General features: G+C 62.4%; 15 protein-coding genes and 1 pseudogene. 6 read left to right on the top strand and 10 right to left on the bottom strand.

The window, feature by feature from the left end:
• Window positions 1-223: 223 nt before the first annotated feature.
• The 3 genes from G0P99_RS04705 (at window position 224) to G0P99_RS04695 (ending at window position 3,097) form a co-directional block, all read left to right on the top strand.
• Window positions 224-547, top strand: a complete 324-nt coding sequence (locus G0P99_RS04705; RefSeq protein ID WP_164128220.1) for a GNAT family N-acetyltransferase — start codon at window positions 224-226, stop codon at window positions 545-547.
• Between the two features lie 440 nt (window positions 548-987).
• Entirely contained in the window at window positions 988-2,109 is a 1,122-nt protein-coding gene (gene gmd, locus G0P99_RS04700; RefSeq protein ID WP_164128218.1) for a GDP-mannose 4,6-dehydratase, read from the top strand.
• A gap of 10 nt (window positions 2,110-2,119) precedes the next feature.
• Window positions 2,120-3,097 carry a GDP-L-fucose synthase gene (locus G0P99_RS04695; RefSeq protein ID WP_164128216.1) on the top strand — a complete coding sequence of 326 codons (978 nt, stop codon included), beginning with the start codon at window positions 2,120-2,122 and terminating at the stop codon, window positions 3,095-3,097.
• A 101-nt stretch (window positions 3,098-3,198) separates the two neighbouring features.
• Here the strand turns inward: G0P99_RS04695 and G0P99_RS04690 are convergent, their stop codons facing one another.
• The 5 genes from G0P99_RS04690 to G0P99_RS04670 form a co-directional block, all read right to left on the bottom strand.
• Complete coding sequence (locus tag G0P99_RS04690; RefSeq protein WP_255455754.1) at window positions 3,199-4,083, bottom strand: glycosyltransferase family A protein; 885 nt, start codon at window positions 4,081-4,083, stop codon at window positions 3,199-3,201.
• Window positions 4,083-4,637 carry a hypothetical protein gene (locus tag G0P99_RS04685; RefSeq protein ID WP_370462711.1) on the bottom strand — a complete coding sequence of 185 codons (555 nt, stop codon included), beginning with the start codon at window positions 4,635-4,637 and terminating at the stop codon, window positions 4,083-4,085. The genes G0P99_RS04690 and G0P99_RS04685 overlap by 1 nt, the downstream gene beginning before the upstream one ends.
• A gap of 236 nt (window positions 4,638-4,873) precedes the next feature.
• Window positions 4,874-5,809 (bottom strand): glycosyltransferase, encoded by a 936-nt coding sequence (locus G0P99_RS04680; RefSeq protein WP_164128212.1) that lies wholly within the window; start codon window positions 5,807-5,809, stop codon window positions 4,874-4,876.
• 9 nt (window positions 5,810-5,818) lie between these two features.
• The gene (locus G0P99_RS04675; RefSeq protein WP_164128210.1) at window positions 5,819-6,529 is read right to left on the bottom strand and encodes a methyltransferase domain-containing protein; all 711 of its coding nucleotides are present in this window, start codon (window positions 6,527-6,529) and stop codon (window positions 5,819-5,821) included.
• Window positions 6,526-8,718 carry a glycoside hydrolase family 99-like domain-containing protein gene (locus G0P99_RS04670; protein WP_239059681.1) on the bottom strand — a complete coding sequence of 731 codons (2,193 nt, stop codon included), beginning with the start codon at window positions 8,716-8,718 and terminating at the stop codon, window positions 6,526-6,528. The genes G0P99_RS04675 and G0P99_RS04670 overlap by 4 nt, the downstream gene beginning before the upstream one ends.
• A 213-nt stretch (window positions 8,719-8,931) precedes the next feature.
• Between G0P99_RS04670 and G0P99_RS04665 the strand changes: the two genes are divergently transcribed.
• A complete protein-coding gene (locus G0P99_RS04665; protein WP_164128208.1) occupies window positions 8,932-9,921 on the top strand; it encodes a hypothetical protein in 990 nt (329 codons plus the stop codon).
• A 10-nt stretch (window positions 9,922-9,931) separates the two neighbouring features.
• On the opposite strand, the gene G0P99_RS04660 is transcribed toward G0P99_RS04665, so the two are convergent.
• Window positions 9,932-10,729 carry an ABC transporter permease gene (locus G0P99_RS04660; protein ID WP_164128206.1) on the bottom strand — a complete coding sequence of 266 codons (798 nt, stop codon included), beginning with the start codon at window positions 10,727-10,729 and terminating at the stop codon, window positions 9,932-9,934.
• Window positions 10,730-10,905: 176 nt separating this feature from the next.
• Between G0P99_RS04660 and G0P99_RS04655 the strand changes: the two genes are divergently transcribed.
• On the top strand, window positions 10,906-12,036 hold the full coding sequence (locus tag G0P99_RS04655) for a sugar transporter (protein WP_164128204.1): 1,131 nt from the start codon (window positions 10,906-10,908) through the stop codon (window positions 12,034-12,036).
• A 13-nt stretch (window positions 12,037-12,049) separates the two neighbouring features.
• The gene (locus G0P99_RS04650) at window positions 12,050-12,727 is read left to right on the top strand and encodes an ABC transporter ATP-binding protein (protein ID WP_164128201.1); all 678 of its coding nucleotides are present in this window, start codon (window positions 12,050-12,052) and stop codon (window positions 12,725-12,727) included.
• A gap of 211 nt (window positions 12,728-12,938) precedes the next feature.
• Here G0P99_RS04650 and G0P99_RS24670 read toward each other — a convergent pair whose 3' ends face one another.
• The 4 genes and pseudogenes from G0P99_RS24670 to G0P99_RS04630 all read right to left on the bottom strand — a co-directional run.
• Window positions 12,939-17,153, bottom strand: coding sequence for a calcium-binding protein (locus G0P99_RS24670; protein ID WP_164128199.1), 4,215 nt, complete (start codon window positions 17,151-17,153; stop codon window positions 12,939-12,941).
• Window positions 17,154-17,311: 158 nt separating this feature from the next.
• Window positions 17,312-18,181, bottom strand: a complete 870-nt coding sequence (locus tag G0P99_RS04640; protein WP_164128197.1) for a glycosyltransferase family 2 protein — start codon at window positions 18,179-18,181, stop codon at window positions 17,312-17,314.
• Window positions 18,182-18,422: 241 nt separating this feature from the next.
• Window positions 18,423-20,651 (bottom strand): FG-GAP-like repeat-containing protein, encoded by a 2,229-nt coding sequence (locus G0P99_RS04635; protein WP_164128195.1) that lies wholly within the window; start codon window positions 20,649-20,651, stop codon window positions 18,423-18,425.
• A gap of 138 nt (window positions 20,652-20,789) precedes the next feature.
• A pseudogene (locus G0P99_RS04630) lies at window positions 20,790-21,149 on the bottom strand (hypothetical protein); the annotation flags it as partial.

Here is a 21,149-nt window from a genome sequence, read left to right as displayed (position 1 = left end):
GGTCCCAAAAGACGCGACGGTTTCTACCAAGTGCCCCTGCCTGTATCGTTGCGCAACCGTAGTCGAGTGCCTATCAATCGCTCAGACCGATCTGGACGCCATCAGAGTTGCATCCGAAAGCGATGCCGAAGCGCTGCTGGACCTGTATCAGCACCTGACGCCGGACGGTGAAAGATGCCCGGCTGATCAGGCCAGGGGCCTCATCGCCGATATCGGGAAGTAGGTGGGGAGTGCGACGCTGGTCGGTGAAACCGGCGGTCTGATCGCAACGAGCTGCACCCTGATTGTCATCCCGAACCTGACGAGAGGTGGAACGCCTTATGCCCTGATCGAAAACGTTGTCACGTTTCCGTCGCATCGCGGCAAGCGGTTCGGAACGCTGGTCCTGTACGCGGCGACAGAGCGCGCCTGGCAGCATGGCAGCTACAGGGTGATGCTGAGCACAGGGCCCAAGACCTGCTCGACGCTGGCCTTTTACAAGCGGGTAGGGCTTGAACAGCCCGGAACAGGTTTCCCAAAGCGGTGTGTCGCTTCCCGACCGGATTAGGTAGCAACAGGAGCGTGCCGCCAGGGCCGCGCAATCTCCGTTCCATCAACGGTCGCGTCCTGCCAATGTGGCGAAGGCACAGGTCGGGCCTGCCCGGATCTGTGGAAGATTATCCGTGAAAACCGAAACTATTTTGACCGGGTCCCCGGTGGACCGGTCTCTGACCCGCGGTCCTTCCGCGCTAAAATTTGCTATATCCTAAAAAAACATGATAAGTGAAAGTTATCGGGCATAATTTTGATTGTACTATTATCACCATGTAATGTTCAAAATGATATGAAAATGGTCTTTGATGGCTCAAAAGCCAGATATATATAGTAATTTTTGAACTGGTTCGAAAGCTGTCCGGGCTTTGAAAGCGAAGGACTTGTGTTTTGGACATGGCATTTCGTGTTTGTGCGGAATAGCTTCGTCCCGGATCGCGAGAATGAGAAGACAAGATGAAGAAAGCCCTGATCACAGGTGTTACGGGACAGGACGGCTCTTACTTGGCGGAATTCCTGCTGGAAAAGGGGTATGAGGTGCATGGCATCAAGCGCCGGGCCTCGTTGTTCAATACCCAACGGGTCGATCACATCTATCAGGACCCGCATACCGATCATGCGCGGTTCCGGCTGCATTACGGGGACCTGACGGACTCTTCGAACCTGACCCGGATCATCCAGGAAGTGCAGCCCGACGAGGTCTATAACCTTGGTGCCCAGTCCCATGTGGCGGTCAGTTTCGAGGCGCCGGAATACACCGCCGACGTGGATGCGATCGGGACCCTGCGCCTTCTGGAGGCGATCCGCTTTCTTGGTCTCGAGGGAAAAACCCGCTTCTACCAGGCGTCGACCTCGGAGCTTTACGGGCAGGTCGCAGAGACCCCGCAGAAGGAAACCACCCCGTTCCATCCGCGCTCGCCCTATGCGGTGGCCAAGATGTATGCCTATTGGATCACGGTGAACTATCGCGAGGCCTATGGCATCTATGCCTGCAACGGCATCCTGTTCAACCACGAGAGCCCGCGCCGGGGTGAGACATTCGTCACCCGCAAGATCACCCGCGGCCTGGCCAATATCGCCCAGGGGCTCGAGGACTGTCTGTACATGGGCAATATCGACAGTCTGCGCGACTGGGGCCATGCCAAGGATTACGTGCGCATGCAGTGGATGATGCTGCAACAGGATGCGCCCGAGGATTTTGTGATCGCAACCGGCGTGCAGTATTCGGTGCGCGAGTTCATCATCTGGTCGGCGGTCGAGCTCGGGATCACGCTGGCGTTTTCGGGCGCGGGCGTGGACGAGATCGCCACAGTGACCGCCATCGAAGGCGACAAGGCGCCGGCCTTGAAACCGGGTAACGTGATCATGCGCATCGACCCGCGCTATTTCCGCCCCGCCGAAGTGGAGACATTGTTGGGCGATCCGTCGAAAGCCAAGGCAAAACTGGGCTGGGAGCCCGAGATCACGGCCCGGGAAATGTGCGCCGAGATGGTGGCCGAGGATCTTAAGACCGCCCGCCGCCACGCCCTGCTGAAGAGCCATGGCATGGACCTGCCGGTTTCGGTCGAGAACGGCTGAGGAGACCGGGATGCAGAAGATCTACGTTGCCGGACATCGGGGCATGGTCGGGGGCGCGATTCTGCGCCGTCTGGCGGCGCGGCAGGAGGCGGGCGAGCCGCTGACCCTGCTGACGAGAACCCATGCCGACCTGGACCTGACCGATCAGGCTGCCGTGCGGAATTTCATGCAGACCGAGCGGCCGGACGTGGTGATCCTGGCTGCCGCCAAGGTCGGTGGGATTCACGCCAACAACAGCTATCCTGCCGATTTCATCTACGAAAACCTGATGATCGAATGCAATGTGATCCATCAGGCCTTTGCTGCCGGGGTGACGCGGCTGTTGCAACTGGGGTCGTCCTGTATCTATCCGCGTGCGGTGCCGCAGCCGATGCGCGAGGACGCGTTGCTGACCGGGGTGCTGGAGCCTACCAACGAACCCTATGCCGTGGCCAAGATCGCGGGCATCAAACTGTGCGAGAGCTACAACCGGCAATACGGGGTCGACTACCGCTCGGTGATGCCGACGAATCTTTACGGGCCGGGCGACAATTTTCACCCCGACAATTCCCATGTCCTGCCGGCGCTGATGCGCCGGTTCCACGTGGCCGCACGGGACGGGCTGGACGAGGTGGTGATCTGGGGCACCGGCACGCCGCGGCGCGAGTTCCTGCATGTGGACGACATGGCCGAGGCAAGCCTCTTCGTACTGGATCTCGACGCCCGGACCTATGCCCGCGAGACCCAGCCGATGCTGAGCCATATCAACGTGGGCTCGGGCGAGGACATCTCGATCCTCGACCTGGCCCGGCTGGTGGCGCGGATCACCGGCTATACCGGCCGCATCACCACCGATCCGGAAAAGCCCGACGGCACCCCGCGCAAGCTGATGGATGTGAGCCGCCTGGCGCGGCTGGGCTGGCGCGCCAGTATAGGCCTGGAGCAGGGGATCGCCGAAACCTACCAATGGTTCCTGGACCAGCCCGCGCACATGTTGCGCCAGGGGTGAGTTCGTTTTTCACCCCAGCCTGATACTGTATCCTGCAACCGCCCACGCGAACTGTTCGGGTGCCTCTTCAGCATGGCACCTCTTCACATCTGTGTCTTTCGCTATCCCCCGCCGATCTCTAGAGGATCGAAGCTCGCGATCCAGGCGAAGTGATCCTGTAGATTTGCTGTTGCGGCCCGAATTCTTGCGACGATTCCTGCGGTATCCGCCTCGAGCATCGCGGCGACACGCGCCTGTGGCGGCACCCCAGGTTCAAGACCGAGCTTCAGCGAGCGTGGCCATTGCGGCGAAAACCGGGCCATGGCGGCCATATGGCTCAGGGGCGGCGGCCCCCACGGCTTTCCACCTTCTTTCCAGAGCGCCCGGAAATGCAGACTGGTCGGAGTTCGGGCAAAGGCAATCGAGTTGGGGCCATACCGCTCGATCACGGCCTTCCAGAGCGTCCAGTCCCCTGCTCGCTCGGCGAAAGAGTCGAACCCGCCGACCGCCAGCAGCGCGTCTCGGCGGGCAGCCACGCAGTTTGACGGGATCACGTTGCGCTGCCTCATGAATGCGTTCCGCGCCGCGGGCACGGTCAGGTTCACGAAAAACGGAATGATAAAGCCGTCGTCGTCGATCCACAGCGGGCGGCTGTAGGCCCACATCGCCGTCGTGCGCCGAAACAGCTGCCGCATGATCTTTAGATGATCGGGAAACATGAGATCATCATGCTGGGCAAAGGCGACAACCTCGCCCCGTGCTTCGTGCAATGCGCGGTTGCGATTGCCATAGCCCGGGCCGGGCGCCTTGTCATAACCCAGCCAGCGCAACCGTGGGTCACCGACCGAACGGACGCGCGCCTCCGTCCCGTCCGTGCAGCCATCGCCGACCACCAGAAGCTCGAAATCTGTTTCCGTTTGGGCCAGGATCGAGCCTATGGCATGTCCGATCACATCCTCCCGCCCGTTGGTAGGCATGAGTACAGTAAAATAGGGGTGCTCTACCATCACCAGCCGATCAAGGGATCGAGGCGGTAGGGAATGAGATCGGTATCGAGCGGCAGCCGGTACTTGTCTGGGTTTGTGTGGTCATAAGGCTGGGTCGGGAAATTGATCACACGCACGTCACCGGAACCGATGTTGATGTTTACGTGCCAGACAAAGGCCGGAATGTTGACGATACGCGGGTTTTCCGGCGACAGCACGATCTTGCTGATCTGCCCGCACGTCGGGCTGTCCGGCCTGACGTCATAGCAGACGATCTCCATCCGGCCATCCAGCAGGAAGTACCGGTCCTCGTGCAGCTTGTGTAGGCCCCATCCCTTGGCCCGTCCTTGCCGGATCGTGTAGGTATAGGCAAAGCAGACTGGATCCGGGTGCCAGTTCCACCGGGTGTCAAACAACTCGGTTACCGTACCGCGGTCGTCCACATGCGTGACGGTCCGATGCTCTCGAGATCCCTGTGGAACCGAAGCCAGTGACGCGCCCTTTTCGGTCACCGTCGCCAAATCGCGTTGCGCGGCAGTGAGAGTCTTTTCGAGTAACGAATGATCGCCTGACACGCGTGGCTCCAATACTGTTCTTCCGATCGGTATTTCGCCGCGAAAGTCATTCAGTTGACATTCACCAAGTAGAACGCCCTGCCTTCCATGTTGCCTAGGAACTTAGCGCCGATCAAGATTCTTGACCACACAGTGCCATGGTTCGGGCAGCTGACGAACGGTTGGCGGTCAGAGTTGGTTCGGTTTGTCTGAACAGGTAATTGATGCTGTCTGATACGCTGTCATGTCAAGTCGGGTCAGATCTTGCCCAGCATAGCCGCCAGCCAGAGCGTGGCCTGGTTCACATGCCCCTTGCGGTGCAACCCGGTGGCGTGCAGCATGGCCAGCCGCTTGTGCAGTGGGCCGTGCCGGGCCTCATCGAACCGGGTCAGGATCTGCCGGGCCTCGGGCGTCAGCAGATCGCGTGTCGCCATCAGCGCGGCAACGTTCAGGTCGTTCCAGCCCCGGTAGGTGCCGCGCAGCATCGCGTTGAAACGGCGCAGCTTGGAGTCGAGCCCGGTATTGGCGCCGATCTGGTTGCCGTGATGCTGCCGGTAGAGGATATGCGGGGTCTCGCCCAGCAGGATCGTACCACCGGCGCCAGAGACCATCTGGTAGAGCCACCAGTCATGCACCGCCGCGTCCCGGATCCGGGGCAGGGCGCTCTGGATCAGGTCGATCCCGGCCCGGTTCAGTACCATGGTATTGCCGCCGGCATAGTTCTGTACCAGGGCATGGCGGAAATCATGCGGCTCGGGCACCGGGCGTGACAGCTGTCGCCGGTCACTGTCGGGGTCCCATTCCCAGCTGCGCGTTCCCACCAGAGTTGGTGTGCCGGTGTGCGGGGACAGACGGGCGACCGCGTCCTCCAGCTTGCCGGGCAGCCAGATATCGTCCTGGTCGGACAGGGCCACATGGGTGCTGTCCGGTCCGGGCCGGGCCAGCAGGGACAGGAAATTGGCGGTGGGGCCGCGTTGCGGTCCGTCGAACAACTGACAGGTGACGCCCGCCGCGCGGGCACGCTCGGCAAAGCGGGTGAACACCGCCCGGCTGTCATCGGTCGAGCCGTCGTCCGAGGCCAGGATACAGGCCGGTTTCAGGGTCTGATCCAAGTAACTGTCGAGTTGCGGTTCCAGCTCTGTTCCACCGTTGCGGATCGCCAGCAGGACCGTGACCTGTGCCGGTGAACTCATTGCCGGACCTCAGCCGATGCGGCGCAGGACGAACACGTCGCGGAACCCGCCCACCGCGCCAATGCTGGGATCGTCGGGGATCAGATGGGTGACGGCGAAATTCGGCTCCCACATCCGGATAAGGGTGCTGAAGTTGCGGCCGAAGCGGAAGGTGACCAGCGCGCCGCCCTCGGTGTCGATCGGGTTGCCGTGATACTCGGGCGGGGCCAGATGCTCGACGCCGTCCTCGAAATAGATCGCCCGGCGATCGTTCTCGGCCAGGTCGTGATATACCGGGGAGGTGAAGATCGCTAATCCACCGGGCCGCAGGGTGCGGCACATCTCGCGGATCGCCCGGTCGGGGCGGTTGACATGTTCCATCACGTCCAGATGCAGGTGCAGATGCAGGCTCTGATCCGAGAAGGTGAGCGCTTCGAGGTCTTCCGAGCGGAACCCGTCCCGCATCTCGCCCCGGGGCACGTCGGAAAAATACTGCGACCCGATATAGCCCTTGCATTCCTTGGCCAGTCGGCGCGACACGGCGCGTTCCGAGGGGGCGCATTCGTGGATCTGCATCTGCCGCCATTCGGGACGGAAGGTTTCCAGGGCCCAGGTAAAGATGCGTTCCCGGGGGATGGAGCCGCAGCCGCGGCAGAACAGGTGGTCGCGGAACCACGCGTCCTGGCTCTCGAAACCTTCCGCGGATCCGCAGACAGGGCAGGTGCCGTGAAACTCGATCATAGGTTGCGCCTCAATACATCGAGATTGGCCGTCCCGTATTGCTGGGTCGGCTCCAGCATCGCCTTTTCCGCCCATTCGTTCCAGGCGTTGATCATCAGCTCCCTGCGATAGGCATGGGGAATCCGGGTTTTCAGCATCTCCCGTAGCCAGCGTTCGAAACTGACCGGATTGGCGCCATAGGCCATATGCGCATCGCGCCCGCGCCGGGCGGTATTGTCCCAGCTGGGCATGATGCCGGCGATCGTGTGGGCCGGCAGTTTCGAAATGTAGCGCGCGGACTGGCTGTTGCGCCGCACCGCGTCGTAATCGTAGATCAGGCCAGAGAAGGTCGGCATCACATCCGCCTGCATCCGGTCGCCGTCGGGACCGCCGAACAGGTAATCGTCCATCCCCACCAGCCCGTGTGGCGGCATCTCGACCCAGAAGTCGAACAGGTCGGCCTCGACCGGGCTTTCGCCCTCGACATGGAACAGGACCGCGCCCAGTTCGACCTCGCCCACGCCCAGGCGGCGCCAGGTCTCGCGCATTTCCGCCACCGCGGCGGCCGGGTCGGGCATGTCCTCGGGCCGGTAGATGACGAAGCGCGGGCGCACCCCGTCAGGGCGCTGGTAGCGCGGATCGTTGAAATAGGGCAGCAGGCTCTCGGCCAGGCTGGCGGCAAAGCCCGGCGCATAGGATTGCTCCATCAGGACCTCGCCGCTCATCCCGTCCCAGTTGCGCCGCCAGCTTTCGTTGGCCCAGCACAGATAGAACGGGAACGCGATATCGGGCCGCTCCAGCAGCCGGTCGATCGGGGCTTCGAGGATCCGCTGGCCGTCGAACCAGTAATGATAGACACAAAAGGCGTCGATACCGGCGTCGCGCGCCAGCTCGGCCTGTTGACCCAGGGTTTCGGTGACGCGCAAGTCATAGAAGCCAACGTCGGAGGGCAATACCGGGTGGGCATGGCCGGAGAAATTCGGCTGGGCACGGGTTGCCGCCATCCATTCGGTGAACCCCTTGCCCCACCAGGCATCGTTTTCCGGGGTGGGGTGGAACTGCGGCAGGTAGAAGGCCGACACATAGGAGGGACGGCCGGGTGCGGCCGGTTCCGGTGCGGGCAGGGCCGCCAGTTGCGAGGTTTGCAGGATATGCATGCCCACCGCGTCCGTCATCACCCCCAGCACCCGCTCGATCGCATGCGCCACGGTGCCGTCGGTCTGACCCAGTTCAAGGTCGAAATTCTCGGCCCCCAGTTGCAGGCCGCGGAGCAGGGTCACGATCTGCGGCTTGAGCCAGTAGATCGAACCGGCCGGGAAGGACAGCCGGTCCTTGTCCACCGGGATCTCGATCCGTTGCAGCAGTTCGGTGGTCCGGTTCAGGTTCGAACCCCACCATTGTGGATCGTTGTAATGCTGGCCATCGGCCACCCAGAAGGCCGCGTCGGGTTCGGCCACGAAGCGTTCCAGCAGCGCCCGGGTGCCGGTTTTGGGCAGGATCCCGTCGATCAGGTGCCGCCGCCAGGTGTCGCCGTCCTGGCGGTGCGGCGACTTCTTGGTGTGAAACTTGCAGACGGCTTTGTAGCCCGACAGCAGGCCCGCGTTGATCAGGTGGAGGAAGGGGAAGATGTCGCGCCCGTGATTGGGCATCGGGACCACGCGGGCCCGCGGCCATGCCTCGCGGATCCGCCCGGCCAGGGTTTCGGTCTCGTCACCCTTGTAGGTGAGCGACACGAAGAGATCGAAATCGAAATCCAGTGTTTTGAGACGGGCTTCGAACTCTTCCCACAGGTCGTGGTAATAGATATGCACAACCACCGCGTAGTCGGCGGGATTGGCCCCGGCGCCGCGCAGTTTTGGCAGCGGAATGCTTAGTCCGCCCCCGTCCGAGGGCAGATCCCGGGTGACCCGCTGTTCGTGGCGGCCTGCGCGCAGATAGTGATCGAATGGCGCCAGGCCGCGCCCCCGGAGGTCCGGATTGTGCTTGATATAGGCCTTGGGCGAGAAATCGGGGTTTGGATAAAGGCCGGCGGCCTCGCCGAACAGGACATAATGACGTTCAGGAAAGAACCGGAATATCCAGTGGATCAGCGGGTTCACTTCGAGATAGAACTTGCGGTCGAACAGGCCGCTCCGCTTCATGCGGCGCACGTAGAGAAACTGGCTAGGTGACAAGAAGATCAGTCGCAGCGCGTGTTTGATTCGAGACAAGTCCGGGCCTGTTCATTGTAATCCGACATCTGCATGCGCTTAGCAGGTAGGGGTATGGGGGTCAAACCCATCCCCGGCGCCCTCTGCCATGGAATGGGACTGGTCAAATCGCGTATCGGATGTCAATTACGGGTGGGCAAGGCGCAACCGGTTTCGAGCCGATGGCGAATACAAAGGCAGTTTGGCGTTAAAGCGATGAAAAGAAAGTTCATTATGCATATCGGCCCGGCCAAGACCGGAACCAGCAGCCTGCAAGAGGTCCTGTTCGAGCATCGCGACACGCTTTTGGCCAATGGCTATGACTATCCCGGTTTCGGACGTCACGCGCAGATGCTGCTCTTGCCGGGGCATCACGGCATCCCTGCCCGCTTGCAGCAGTTCCACGAAGTGCCGCCCGGCGTGATCGAGAATCTGGCCGCGCTGCCCGACAACAGGACGGTGATCTTCTCCTCGGAGAACCTCGCGCATATCGGCGCCGAGGGCGTGCGGATCCTGATCGAGGCGCTCGATCCGGAGGATCTTGAAATCGTCTATTACGCCCGCCGCTGGGATCATCTTTTGCCGTCGGTCTGGCAGGAACTGGTCAAGCATGGGAACAGCCGGACCTTTTTGGAGTTTCTCAATACCCAGGTCTCGGCCCCGATGGCGAGCATCTACCTCAATTACCTCAAATGTCTCGAACCTTGGGCCAAGGTGGTCGGTCCCCGGCGCCTGCGCATCTTCTCCTACGACATGATGGTCGCTGCCGGCGACGACATCGTCACGCATTTCTGCCGCGAGGTTCTGGGCCTCAAGCTCGATATTGCCGAGGAACGGCGGGAGAACCGCCGCCAGACCCCGGAAAATACCGAGATATTACGGCTCTTGAACAAGATGGCCTTTGCCGGGCGCCCGCCGTCTCCGGCGGTGCGCTTTGCCCTGACCCGCAAGCGGGAGGAACTTGCCGACGACCTGGCCGAAATCGCGACCGGGATGAAGCCCTACCTGCAGCAGGTTCGCCCCTATCCGGTCTTTCTGTACGACCATCTGGAGCGGATGTTCCTGAAGACCTTTGGCAACCGGGTCGAGAACCTGTCGGAGGAGGGGCGCCTGCTGAAGGATCACACCGTCGCCAATACGCCCTATGTCAGCCAGGACTACCTGCTGGAGGGCGGCATGATCGAGCGATTTCGGGCCTTGCTGGATGCACTTGGCCCGTTCTGACGGAGTCGGCTTACAGGTTCATGGCATCCCGCAGATAACGACGGATCAGGTGTAGCCCGATCAAGCTCAGCACCATGGAAAGCCCGGCCACATATGTAACCGAGACATAATCCGCCTCGTAGGTCGGGTAGATGCCTGCCCGCATCATTCCAACGATATGGATCATCGGATTGAACCAGAGAATGTCGCGAAAGGGCTGGGGGACGTTGTTAAACAGGAAAAAGACACCCGACATGATGAACATCGGCCGGTTCAGGATCGCCCAGATCTGGGCATAGGACGGGAAGGCGACGAACAGGTAACAGTTGAAGATGCCGATACTGAGCGCGAATCCGCCCGCCATCAGGAGCGCCAGGATCATTTTGCGGAAATCCATGATCTGGTGCAGATCGTAGATTTCGATGATCCCTGTCAGCATGATCGTGATGATCATCAGATGGGTTATGAAATTGAGCAGGAACCGGGCCAGGATCGTGTCCAGGGGGGTCACAGCGGGAAATTCCAGCAGCGGCCGCGAATACTGAACCGCTCTGGCCACGTTATTGCCGACGTCCACGTAGATGTTGAAGACGAGAAACCCCGAGGCGAAGAACAGCGGGAAATTCGATCCGATCGGTGGCGATCGCAGGAAGGCCGAGAATACCAGCGTCAGCAGCGCCAGTGCTGCCACCGGTTCGACGATCGCCCAGAGATAGCCCATGATCGACCGGCCATAGGACGTGGCCATCTCGCGCAGCATCAGCGCCAGGATCGTGCGCGCCGACCGCAGGCGGCGGTTGCGTGGCGTTTTGGCTGGGAAAGCGGTCATCGAAACGTTGTCTTCACGGCGGCAATTGAGCGGTTCTCATGGCCGTCTTAGTGGTATAAGAGGCCGGATACAAAGGTTTTCGGAAAGGTCCCGAATTGACCCAGCCTACTCCTGTGCCGCAAGCGAAACCAGCCGCGGCCCCTCCGTCCGGACCCCAGGTGATCGAGGTCCCGCCGATGGCGGGTACCACGAAGTTGCGCCGCCGGCACCGCGGCATCCTTGCCAGCTTCGTGCTTCTGGTGATCGTCCCGATCGCCGTGACCGCGTGGTACATGTTCTTTATCGCGGCCGATCAGTACGAGTCGCGGATGGGCTTTGCCGTGCGCGCCGAAGAGACGAAATCCGCGCTCGATGTGCTGGGCGGGCTTGCGGGGATATCCTCGGCAAGTTCCTCGGATACGGATATTCTTTATGAATACATCCAAAGCCAGGAGATGGTCGAACACGTCAACGAGCAACTGGATCTGCGCACCGTGTTCTCCAGGCCGGATTACGACCCGGTTTTCGCCCTGCCGGCCGACAGCAGCATCGAGGACTTGGTGGAATACTGGCCGAGCATGGTGCGGGTCTATTACGGGTCCAACCGGCTGATCGAGGTGCGCGCCTTCGCCTTCACGCCGGACGAGGCGCACCGGCTGGCGGAACTGGTGTTTCAGGAGGCAAGCCGCAAGATCAACGCGATGAGCGCGGTCGCCCGCGATGATGCGACCGGCTATGCGGCCGAGGAACGCGACAAGGCCATCGCCCGGCTGATCGAGGCGCGCAAGGCGCTGACCGCTTTCCGCATCGACAACCAGATCGTCGACCCCGAGGCGGATATCGCCGGGCAGATGGGCCTGTTGAACGCGTTGCAGTCGCAGCTGGCCGCCGAGTTGATCGAGCGGGACAAGCTGGCGCAGACCTCTCGCGACAACGACCCGCGCCTGGAACAGATCGCCCGCACCATCGAGGTGATCGAGAAGCGGATCGGCGAAGAGCGCAAGAAGCTTGGCGTTGGCGGTCAGGGGGCCAGTGAAAGCGGCGATCCCGAGCAGGGCTATGCCGAGGTGATCGGCAAGTACGAGGAGTTGCTGGTCGATCTGCGTTTTGCTGAACAGACCTATCTGAGTTCGCTGAGCGCCTATGATGCCGCCGTGTCCGAGGCGCAGCGCACCAGCCGGTACCTCACTGCTTATCTGTTGCCGACCATGCCGGAAACCGCAACCGCACCGGACAGGTCGATCCTGACGCTGCTGGTGGCGGGTTTCCTGCTTGTGGGTTGGTTCATCCTGCTCTTGATCTATTACAGCCTGCGCGACCGCAGATAGGTGGGCCCGAGCGATGATCCGTCTCGAGAACCTCAACAAGGCGTTCCATTTCCGCGGCGAGCAGAAGGTGGTCGCCGACAATCTCAACCTCACCTTTCCCTCGGGGGTGTCGGTGGGGCTGCTGGGCCGGAACGGGGCCGGAAAATCGACCCTGTTGCGGATGATTGCGGGATCCATCGAGCCGGATTCGGGGCGTATCCGGACCACGGGAACCATCTCCTGGCCAGTGGGGTTGGCAGGCGGGTTCCACCAGGACCTTACCGGGTCGCAGAATGTGCGGTTCATTGCCCGGGTCTATGGGGTGGATACCGAGGAACTGCTCTACTTCGTCGAAAGTTTTGCCGAACTGGGCATACATTTTCATCAGCCGGTCCGCACCTATTCCTCGGGCATGCGGGCGCGGTTGGGCTTTGGGGTGTCGATGGGCATCCCCTTCGACACCTATCTGGTGGACGAAGTGACTTCGGTGGGCGACGAGATATTCAAGGTCAAGGCCCAGGCCCTGTTCAAGGAGCGTATGCGCAACGCAGGTGCCATCGTGGTCACCCATGCGCCGCCGATGATGCGGCAGATGTGTGAAGCCGGCGCCGTCCTGGTGGACGGGCGACTGCATTACTTCGACGATGTAGGCGACGCGATTGCCTATCACTTCGAGATGATGCGCCAGCAGAACCTCGCGCGGAAATCCTAGCAACCGTATCGCTCGACATGCACCCAAAATGGTGAGAAAAACCACATATCCCGCAAAACGCAATACAGCGCGATGATCTATAAGCGAAAGATGGAAGAAAGACGTTGGCAGGATATGGCCAATGTTTGCACATTTTGTCCTAGGGGTCTCACGATGGGCGTCCGAGCATCGCCATGGAGCGTTCGGGTGGCGATTCACCCCCCGACAAGGCTCAGCTCAAAAGTTCGAACACGTCCGATCCGATCTGAAGGTTGATCGCGGATTGCCCTTCGCCATCGACCAGCGCCCACATGATCTGGCCGGTGGGCTTGTAGATGACAAAGGCTTCCTTGACCGCATCGTCGCCAGCGCGCTCGCCTTCGGCATTTTCCGTGTGGTTGAAATTCACCTGGAAATCGGCGCGGGTGGCTGTTGCGATGCCAAAGAGCAGCACGTCGCCCTCGGCGGCCGCGTAATCCTGCACCCAGTCCGAACCGTGACCCGCGGCGCCCACGTGAAAGAACTTGTCGGCGCCGCTGCCGCCGTTGATGCGGTCATGGCCAAAGCCGCCGTTGACAAAGTCGTCGCCCGCACCGCCATAGACGAGGTCGGAAAAACTGGACCCGGTGATCACGTCATCGCCCTCCTGGCCCTGGATCTCGTCTACTCCGAAGCCACCGGCAATGGTGTCGTTGCCGCCCTGGCCATAAACTAGGTCGTTACCATACCCGGCATCGACGTTGTCATCGCCCTCGCCGGCATAGATCACGTCGCGCACGTCATCCTCGGTGTTGCCGCCGATGATCGTGTCGTTGCCGTCGCCCCCGTTGAGAATATCGGCGCCGTCGCCACCTTCCAGGCTGTCATCGCCTTCGAGCGCGACCAGACGGTCGGCGCCGTCCAGCCCCCGCAACGTGTCGTTGCCGCCATTCCCGGTCAGCACGTCGTTGCCGGGCGTGCCGATCAGGGTCAGGGCCGATCCGGCGATGACAGAGGTCGCGGTGCTGTTCAGGGTCTCGGCGGTGCCCTGCCCGTCGGTATAGCTGACCCGGACGCGCATGGTGCTGCCTACATCGTCCGGACCCAGCACATGGCTGTCGCCGGTGGCACCGTCGATCGGGTTGCCATCGCGCAGCCACAGGTAGCTGAAACTGCCCAGCCCGTCGGTATCGCGGATCGTGCCCGTGTTCACGGTCAGCAGGTTGCCTTCGCGGGCCGTGCCCTCGATCACCGGGGAGCCGACAGGCGCATCGTTGACATTTTCCACCACCGTGGTCTCGGAACTGGTCACGCTTTCCGCGGTGCCGCGCCCATCGGTATAGCTGATCACCACCGACAGCCGGGCGTCGACATCCTCCTGGGTCAGCACGCGCGTGCTGGCGGTGGCGCCGTCGATCGCAACCCCGTCCCGCAGCCACTGGTACCTCAGGGTGCCCAGCCCGTCGAAATCGGACAGAGTGGAGGTCTGCGCGGTCAGGGTGGCATTCTGCCGGACCGTGCCGGTGATCGTCACCGCGCCGGTCGGCTGATGGTTCTCCGGGGTCGGCACCAGGGTGATCGAGGAGCCATCCCCCAGCCTGTGCACCGCGTTGCCGGCACCATCGGTGCTGATCACGATGGCGGCGCGCTCGGCCGCACTGAGCGCGCTCAGGTCCAGCACGTCGGTGGCGGCGTCGAAATCGGTGACCGTGTCCTGACCCATGCCCAGGGTGACGATGAACCTGTCGGCGCCGTCGCCGCCCGACATCCGGTCATTGCCGCTGCCGCCCTTGAGCGTGTCATCGCCCGCCCCGCCGTGCAACGTGTCGTTGCCGGATCCGCCGTCGATGCTGTCATTGCCTTCCAGTGCGGTGACGATATCGTCACCACCCAGCCCCGAAATGGTATCGGCGTTCCGGGTGCCGCCCAGCGAGTCGCCGCCCCCGGTCGCCGTGGTCGAGGCCGGGATCAGGATCTGTCCGATCCGGGCCACCAGGTCTGCCTGGGTCCAGATCTCGCCATCGCCGAACACGATCCGCTCGATCGCGCCCGTGGCGCCGATGTCCCGTGTATTGGCCATCACCACCCGGTCGCTGCCGAAATTCAGCACCACCGCCTTGTTGTTGGGGTCGGCCGGGTTGGCCAGCACCACGTTGGCGTTCTCGGACCGGTAACTCATGACATAGACGGTGTCGTCGCCACCCGCATTGGCGCCCAGGTCGTTGATCGTGTCGATCCGGTCCCCGGCATAGAAGACATAGCTGTCGCCGCCATTGCCGCCCGACAGCACATCGTCGCCGCCGGCGCCGGCCAGCGTGTCGGCACCCTCGAAGCCCAGCAAGGTATTGGCCGCGTCCGAGCCTTGCAGGAAATCGTTGAAATCCGAGCCATGAACCTGCTCGACATTGGAAACCCGGTCGGTCTCGCCAAACCCGTCCCGCACCGTACCGGCCAGCAGGTCGGCGCGGATCCCCGAGGCCGAGTTGCGATAGCGGATCAGGTCGCCCGCCCCTGCGCCGCCGTCGATCGTGTCGGCGCCGGCCTCGCCCCAGATCTCGTCATTGCCATCGCCGCCCAGGATGCTGTCACTGCCATTGCCGCCCAGCAGGATGTCATTGCCGCCGCCGCCGCTGATCGTGTCATTCCCTTCGAAGCCGGACAGCCGGTTGATGGTGCCATTGCCGGTCAGGCGGTCGCCCAGGTCCGAGCCGTGCACGTTTTCGACATTCAGGATCGTGTCGGTGCCGCCCAGCCCGTCCGAACCGCTGCCGGTCTCCAGGTTGATGGTCACTGCGGCCGTGGCATCGCGATACTGCACCAGGTCGCCCGCCCCCGCGCCGCCATCCAGCGTGTCGTTACCCGCATTACCCCAGATCTCGTCATCATTGCCGCCGCCGATCACATGGTCATTGCCCTGCCCGCCCAGCAGGATGTCATTGCCGAAACCGCCATCCAGCGTATCGTCGCCCTCCAGGCCTTCGAGCCGGTTGCTGACCGCGTTGCCGGTGAAATTGTCGTTGCTGCCCGAGCCGAAAGCATCCTCGATGTTGATCAGCCGGTCGGTGTTCCCGAAACCGTCCGTGGCGGTTCCTGTCGCCAGGTTCAGCACCACGCCCGCCGTCCCGCCAGCCAGCGTGTCATCGCTGTAATGCACGCTGTCGGTGCCATCCCGGCCGTCGATCGTATCGGCCCCGCCCAAGCCCCAGAACCGGTTGTTGTCGGCACTGCCGACCAGCCGGTCACCAAAGCCGGTGGCACGGATATCGTGGATATTGATCAGGGTGTCGGTATCGCCGAACGTGTCCGTCGCGGTGCCGGCGCCCAGGTCCACCACCACGCCGCGGTTGCCGAATTCCTGCCGGCCCAGTTCATGGTTGAAGGATCCGATCGTGACCTCGTCATCATAGATGACCGTGTTGCTGCGACCGCCGCCGCCGTCGATCGTATCGTTACCGCGGTTGCCGCTCAGCCATTCCAAGTAGTCGTGGCGTGGGTTGCCGCCGATCAGGTGATCGTCATACGAGGTGCCGTTGACCTCGAGGAAGAACAGCGCCGCGGAAAAATCGACCCGCAGCCCGGTGGCGGTGGCGATGCCGGTGGCGAGGTTCACGGTGACCCCGCTGTCATTGTCAAAGACCAGGTGATGGGCATAACGGGTGCCTGCAGCGCCAGTACCGGTGATTACCTTGTTGCCGCGCCCCTCGATCACCACGGTATCGCGGGCATCGACCTGGGTCGTCCCGACAACGATCTGATCATCGCCGCCCCCGGTAAAGATCAGGTTGTTGCCGTCGCGGCCGTCGATGAAATCATCGCCGTCGCGACCGAACAGGCGGTCACCGTCGGTATTGCTGCCCAGCAGGATGTCGTTGCGGTTGGTGCCGATCACATATTCGATCGAGGTGAGCGTGTCGGCATTGCCGAATGTATCGGTCGCGGTGCCTGCCAGCAGGTCGACGCGCACGCCACTGCTGCCGGATTCCATCGAATAGGCCACGATGTCGTTGCCACTGCCGCCGATCAGCGCGTCGCGGCCCGCACCGCCCACCAGCGTGTCATTGCCGCCCGCCCCGTCGATCCTGTCATTGCCGCTGCGCCCGATTAGCAGGTCGCCCGCCCCGTTCCGCCCGATCAGCACGTCATTGTGGCTGGTGCCGTAGACCCGCTCGATTCCGATCAGCCGGTCGTTGTTTCCATAGGTATCCGTGGCCTCGCCGGTTTCGAGATTGACGGTGACCCCTTGCCCCCCGATCTCCCGGTAATAGAGAACCTCGTCGGTTCCAGCGCCGCCGTCGAGCGTATCGTTGCCCTCGCGCCCGATCAGGAAATCGTTGCCAGCCCCCCCGGAAAGCAGATCGTTGCCGGCCAGGCCGGTCAGCGTGTCGTTGCCGCCCAGACCGTTGAGGGTATCGTTATTGTTGGTGCCGAGAAGGTCATTGTTGCCATTGTCACCGTTCAACGTTGCCATGTTTATCCTCAATGCAATGTAATGTTCTGGCCTCTCGGCAGTCTAATGCGAAATCGGGCGACAAACTAATGCGAAATCGGGCGACAAATAGGCAAAAAATACCAGGATTGAAAATCACAATGCCCGCCACCTCTCCAGCCGGTCAGAGACGGCTGCTCTCAATGCCTGGAAATACGGCGCTGGAGCTGGCCGATTTCCTTCTTTACCCGGGCCACCCAGCGCGGATCTACCGGGTCTGACAGTTCGTTATGGTCCACTGCCTTGAAGAAATCATCTGCGTAGCCCATGTCGGTTCGGCTGGCTCTGCCGCGGGAGGCCTTGCGGTTCCGGAACTCTTCCTCGGATTTTGTGATGTAGTGGCGTACGAAGAACGATTTAAAAACCGGTTTGACCGACAAGCCTGTTTTTTCCGCTCTGGCTAGATTCTGACCGGAACTATCGACATAGCGATAACCGGGGTTCAGCTTGAAAAAATGTGCGTTGATCGGTTTGTCGAATGCGGAACACCGGCAGATCGACTTGAAAATTGCGTTGATGCCCCGTTCGTCGCGCGCCCGTGTCGGAAAACGTTCCAGCACCAGCCCCTCACCCGGGGCCTTGCGCCCCGCCGAGCCGTGCACTTTCCAGTTCAGGGCGACCGCGCCGACATCGGCGGGCAAGGCGGCCAGCCAGTCGCTCAGCCCGGGGGTGCCGGGGACCGGTTCGATGAACTCGTCCGCATCCACGAAGGCCATCCAGTCGACGCTGTTGCCGTGATCGAGAAACATCCTGAGGTAGGACCAGATCTGCGGCGGCTTTCCGGGTTCTCCGGGAAAGGGGAGATGGGTGACAATCCCGGCGGCATCCAGCTTCTTCAGGATATCCGTCGTCTCGTCGGTGGAATTGTTGTCGGCCACGATGATGCGGTCAAAGCCCAGCAGCCGGTAATGCGCCACCCATTCCAGAACATAGGGGCCCTCGTTTTTGAAAATGGCCGCAACCGCAATCCTGGGCCGGGGTGCCCGCCTGAACAAATTTCTCAATCCCAACTGGTCATCCTCTTTCTTCGGGGTGTTCGACCGGCCGATCCCTCCGGAACGCGTGTTCGCGCCAACCCGGACTTGTGCCCTGTCGTTTCAAATCCTTGGGAAAATCCTGCGCGCGGCCCCTTGCCCCGTGCATAGGCGAAGCCGCAGGCCAGTTCAATGATCAAGCCCGCGGCGTGTTTTGGCATGCAGATCCCGGCCTGCGGCTCGTCTTGCGGCGCGACTGTCTCGTGCCGTTTCCGGATCACGCCAGAAGATCGACCGTGAGGCCAACCGCATCCGACCCGATCTGAAGGTTGATGCTGTCCTGCCCCGAGCCATCCACCAGCGCCCACATGATCTGGCCCGTCGGGCGATAGATCACAAAGGCCTCCTGCACATCGTCGTCGCCGGCCCGCTCGCCCTCGGCGCTTTCCGTGTGCGCGAAATTCACCTGGAAGTCGGAGGCGCGGGCAAGTGCGTTTCCAAAGAGCAGCACATCGCCCTCGGCCGCGTTATAGTCCTGTACCCAGTCCGAACCATGGCCCGCAACACCGATGTGGAAGAACTTGTCGGCCCCGGTGCCGCCATTGATCCGGTCGTGGCCAAAGCCGCCGTTAACGAAATCGTCGCCCGCACCACCAAAGACGAGGTCGGAAAAACTGGACCCGGTGATCACATCGTCACCGTCCTGGCCCTGGATCTCGTCCACTCCAAAGCCACCGGCGATGGTATCGTTACCACCCTGACCAAAGATCAGGTCGTTACCCGCACCTGCATCGACCGAGTCATTGCCTTCGCCGGCATAGATTACGTCGCGCAGGTCGTCGGCGGCAGGGCCTCCGATGATCGTGTCGTCGCCATCTCCGCCATTGAGCGTGTCGGCTCCGGTGCCGCCGTCAAGACTGTCGTTGCCCGCCTCGCCCAGCAGCCGGTCGTTGCCGCCAAAACCCAGAATGGTGTCGTCGCCCGCTGTTCCGGTCAGAGCCTCGGCCTCGACCGTGCCCTCGATCGGTTCAGACCCACCGCCACCGCCGGTGCCGATGGGTACCGGATCAGGTTCTTCGAAGCTGAGCTCGGTTCCGATCTGGGACAGGGATAGCTGCCCGTCTGCCGCGCCGTCCGCCGCGTCGAAGGCCCGCAGCCTCTCGGGGCCGCCATAGACGATGAAGGCTCCGCCCACATCCCAGTTCAGGATGCCGCCCGATCCGGCCGGACCGTCGAACCGGGCCGCCCCCGCGATCAGGTCGGCGAACCCGTCATTGTTGAAATCGCCCAGCTGCCCGCCGGCAAGGTTGTCGTTGGTATTGACCCCCTGCAACCGGTAGCCGTTGGTCCCGTCCAGTGTGGTCAGGTCCAGTTCGGCCGGATGGCCCGCGCTCTGTCCGAACACGATATAGGCGGTGCCAGTGCCGCCGTTCTGATTGCCCAGGACAAAATCGCGGATCCCGTCACCGTTGATGTCCCCGACCCCGCCGATCTGGAAGGACACACCCGCCCCGGTGAGCCGCATGCCATTGCTGCCGTCAAGAGCGGTCGGGAAGAACGTGGTCGGAAAGCCGCTGTCCGAGCCAAAGATCACAAAGGCCGCGCCAGCGGTGTTCAGCACCAGCATGTCGCCCAGCCCGTCGCCATTCACATCCCCCAGCCCCTCGGTCACCCAGGGCGAGCCGCTGGCGAAGGTGAACCCGTTGCTGCCATCGGGAACGATGCTGTCCACATGCCGGGTGCCACTGGTCCAGCTGCTGTCTCCAAAGACGACCAGCATGGCCGCGCCGCTTTGCGTCTTGATCGCGATATCGCCCAGCCCGTCGCCATTCAGGTCACCCACCGGCGCTCCGCGCGCATCCGTTCCGGTGAGGGTCAGCGTGTCACCCAGACCACTGCCGGTTCCAAAGCGGATGAGCACCTGATTGTCGTTCTGGCTGGAGATGTAGAGATCGTCCTGCCCGTCGCCGTTGAAATCGCCGATCCCCTCGGCCTCGAGCGCGAACTGGACCCCCGTGGGGCCCGGCAGGCTTATTCCTGCCGCGGCATCGAGGTTGCCCGTCACCGTGCGGGGCGCCAGCCCGCCCTCCTGGCCAAAGATCACAAAGGCCGCGCCGCCATCGCCATAGCGGTCCGAGCCCACCACCAGGTCGCTGATACCGTCGCCGTCGATATCGCCGGCCGCATTCAGCGCTTCGCCCAGCCGGCCATTGGCCAGATCCCCTTCGATTACCGAGAAAAACACGCCGTCCGGGGTCAGGCCGCCATCGAAGGCGAAATCGTAACCGGGGTCCAGATCGCCCGACCGCCCGTAGACCACGTAGACGATCCCGGCCTGGTCGACATTGTCCCCCGGCCCGGCATAGCCATTGCCAGCCGCCGGAGCCGCGATCGCCAGATCGGCGATGCCGTCATTGTTCAGGTCTCCGACCGAGCGGACCTTGCGCCCGAATTGCGACAACCCCTCGGGGCCGAGAAAAACCGTACCTGCAAAACCGGTTGCCATGAAATTTCATCCCACAGTTTGGATTGCCACCAATGATCGTTTCAAATCAATGTACCACCCGACAAATCGGGTGGTACGGAACGGGAGTAATCCCCGCATGGATACCCGGGGCGTGGGTCTTGCTCCGCCCCGAAAGGATCAGGCCAGGAGATCGAACATGTCGCCGCCGATCTTGAGGTTGATCGAGCTCTGTCCCTCGCCATCGACCAGCGCCCACATGATCTGGCCTGTCGGGCGATAGATCACAAAGGCCTCGGAGACGGCATCGTCCCCGGCACGTTCGCCTTCGGCGTTTTCGGTATGGGCAAAGTTGACCTGGAACTGGTCGCGGGTGGCCGATCCGATGCCGAACAGCAGAACGTCGCCCTCGGCCGAACTGTAATCCTGCACCCAGTCCGAGCCGTGACCGCTGGCGCCGACATGGAAGAACTTGTCCGCGCCCGTGCCGCCGTTGATCCGGTCGTGCCCGAACCCGCCGTTGACGAAGTCGTCGCCCGC

This window comes from Ruegeria sp. PrR005 (assembly GCF_010500245.1).
Taxonomy (GTDB): Bacteria; Pseudomonadota; Alphaproteobacteria; order Rhodobacterales; family Rhodobacteraceae; genus Ruegeria_B; species Ruegeria_B marisflavi.
The sequence above is the reverse complement of the archived record's forward strand: the minus strand, read 5'-3'. Positions and strand labels throughout refer to the sequence as shown.

Excerpts from the sequence above, each read along its gene's own strand:
- gmd (WP_164128218.1), top strand. The coding sequence starts at position 988 with ATGAAGAAAGCCCTGATCACAGGTGTTACGGGACAGGACGGCTCTTAC.
- G0P99_RS04695 (WP_164128216.1), top strand. The coding sequence starts at position 2,120 with ATGCAGAAGATCTACGTTGCCGGACATCGGGGCATGGTCGGGGGCGCG.
- G0P99_RS04690 (WP_255455754.1), bottom strand. The coding sequence starts at position 4,083 with ATGGTAGAGCACCCCTATTTTACTGTACTCATGCCTACCAACGGGCGG.
- G0P99_RS04680 (WP_164128212.1), bottom strand. The coding sequence starts at position 5,809 with ATGAGTTCACCGGCACAGGTCACGGTCCTGCTGGCGATCCGCAACGGT.
- G0P99_RS04675 (WP_164128210.1), bottom strand. The coding sequence starts at position 6,529 with ATGATCGAGTTTCACGGCACCTGCCCTGTCTGCGGATCCGCGGAAGGT.
- G0P99_RS04665 (WP_164128208.1), top strand. The coding sequence starts at position 8,932 with ATGCATATCGGCCCGGCCAAGACCGGAACCAGCAGCCTGCAAGAGGTC.
- G0P99_RS04660 (WP_164128206.1), bottom strand. The coding sequence starts at position 10,729 with ATGACCGCTTTCCCAGCCAAAACGCCACGCAACCGCCGCCTGCGGTCG.
- G0P99_RS04655 (WP_164128204.1), top strand. The coding sequence starts at position 10,906 with ATGGCGGGTACCACGAAGTTGCGCCGCCGGCACCGCGGCATCCTTGCC.
- G0P99_RS04650 (WP_164128201.1), top strand. The coding sequence starts at position 12,050 with ATGATCCGTCTCGAGAACCTCAACAAGGCGTTCCATTTCCGCGGCGAG.
- G0P99_RS24670 (WP_164128199.1), bottom strand. The coding sequence starts at position 17,153 with ATGGCAACGTTGAACGGTGACAATGGCAACAATGACCTTCTCGGCACC.
- G0P99_RS04635 (WP_164128195.1), bottom strand. The coding sequence starts at position 20,651 with ATGGCAACCGGTTTTGCAGGTACGGTTTTTCTCGGCCCCGAGGGGTTG.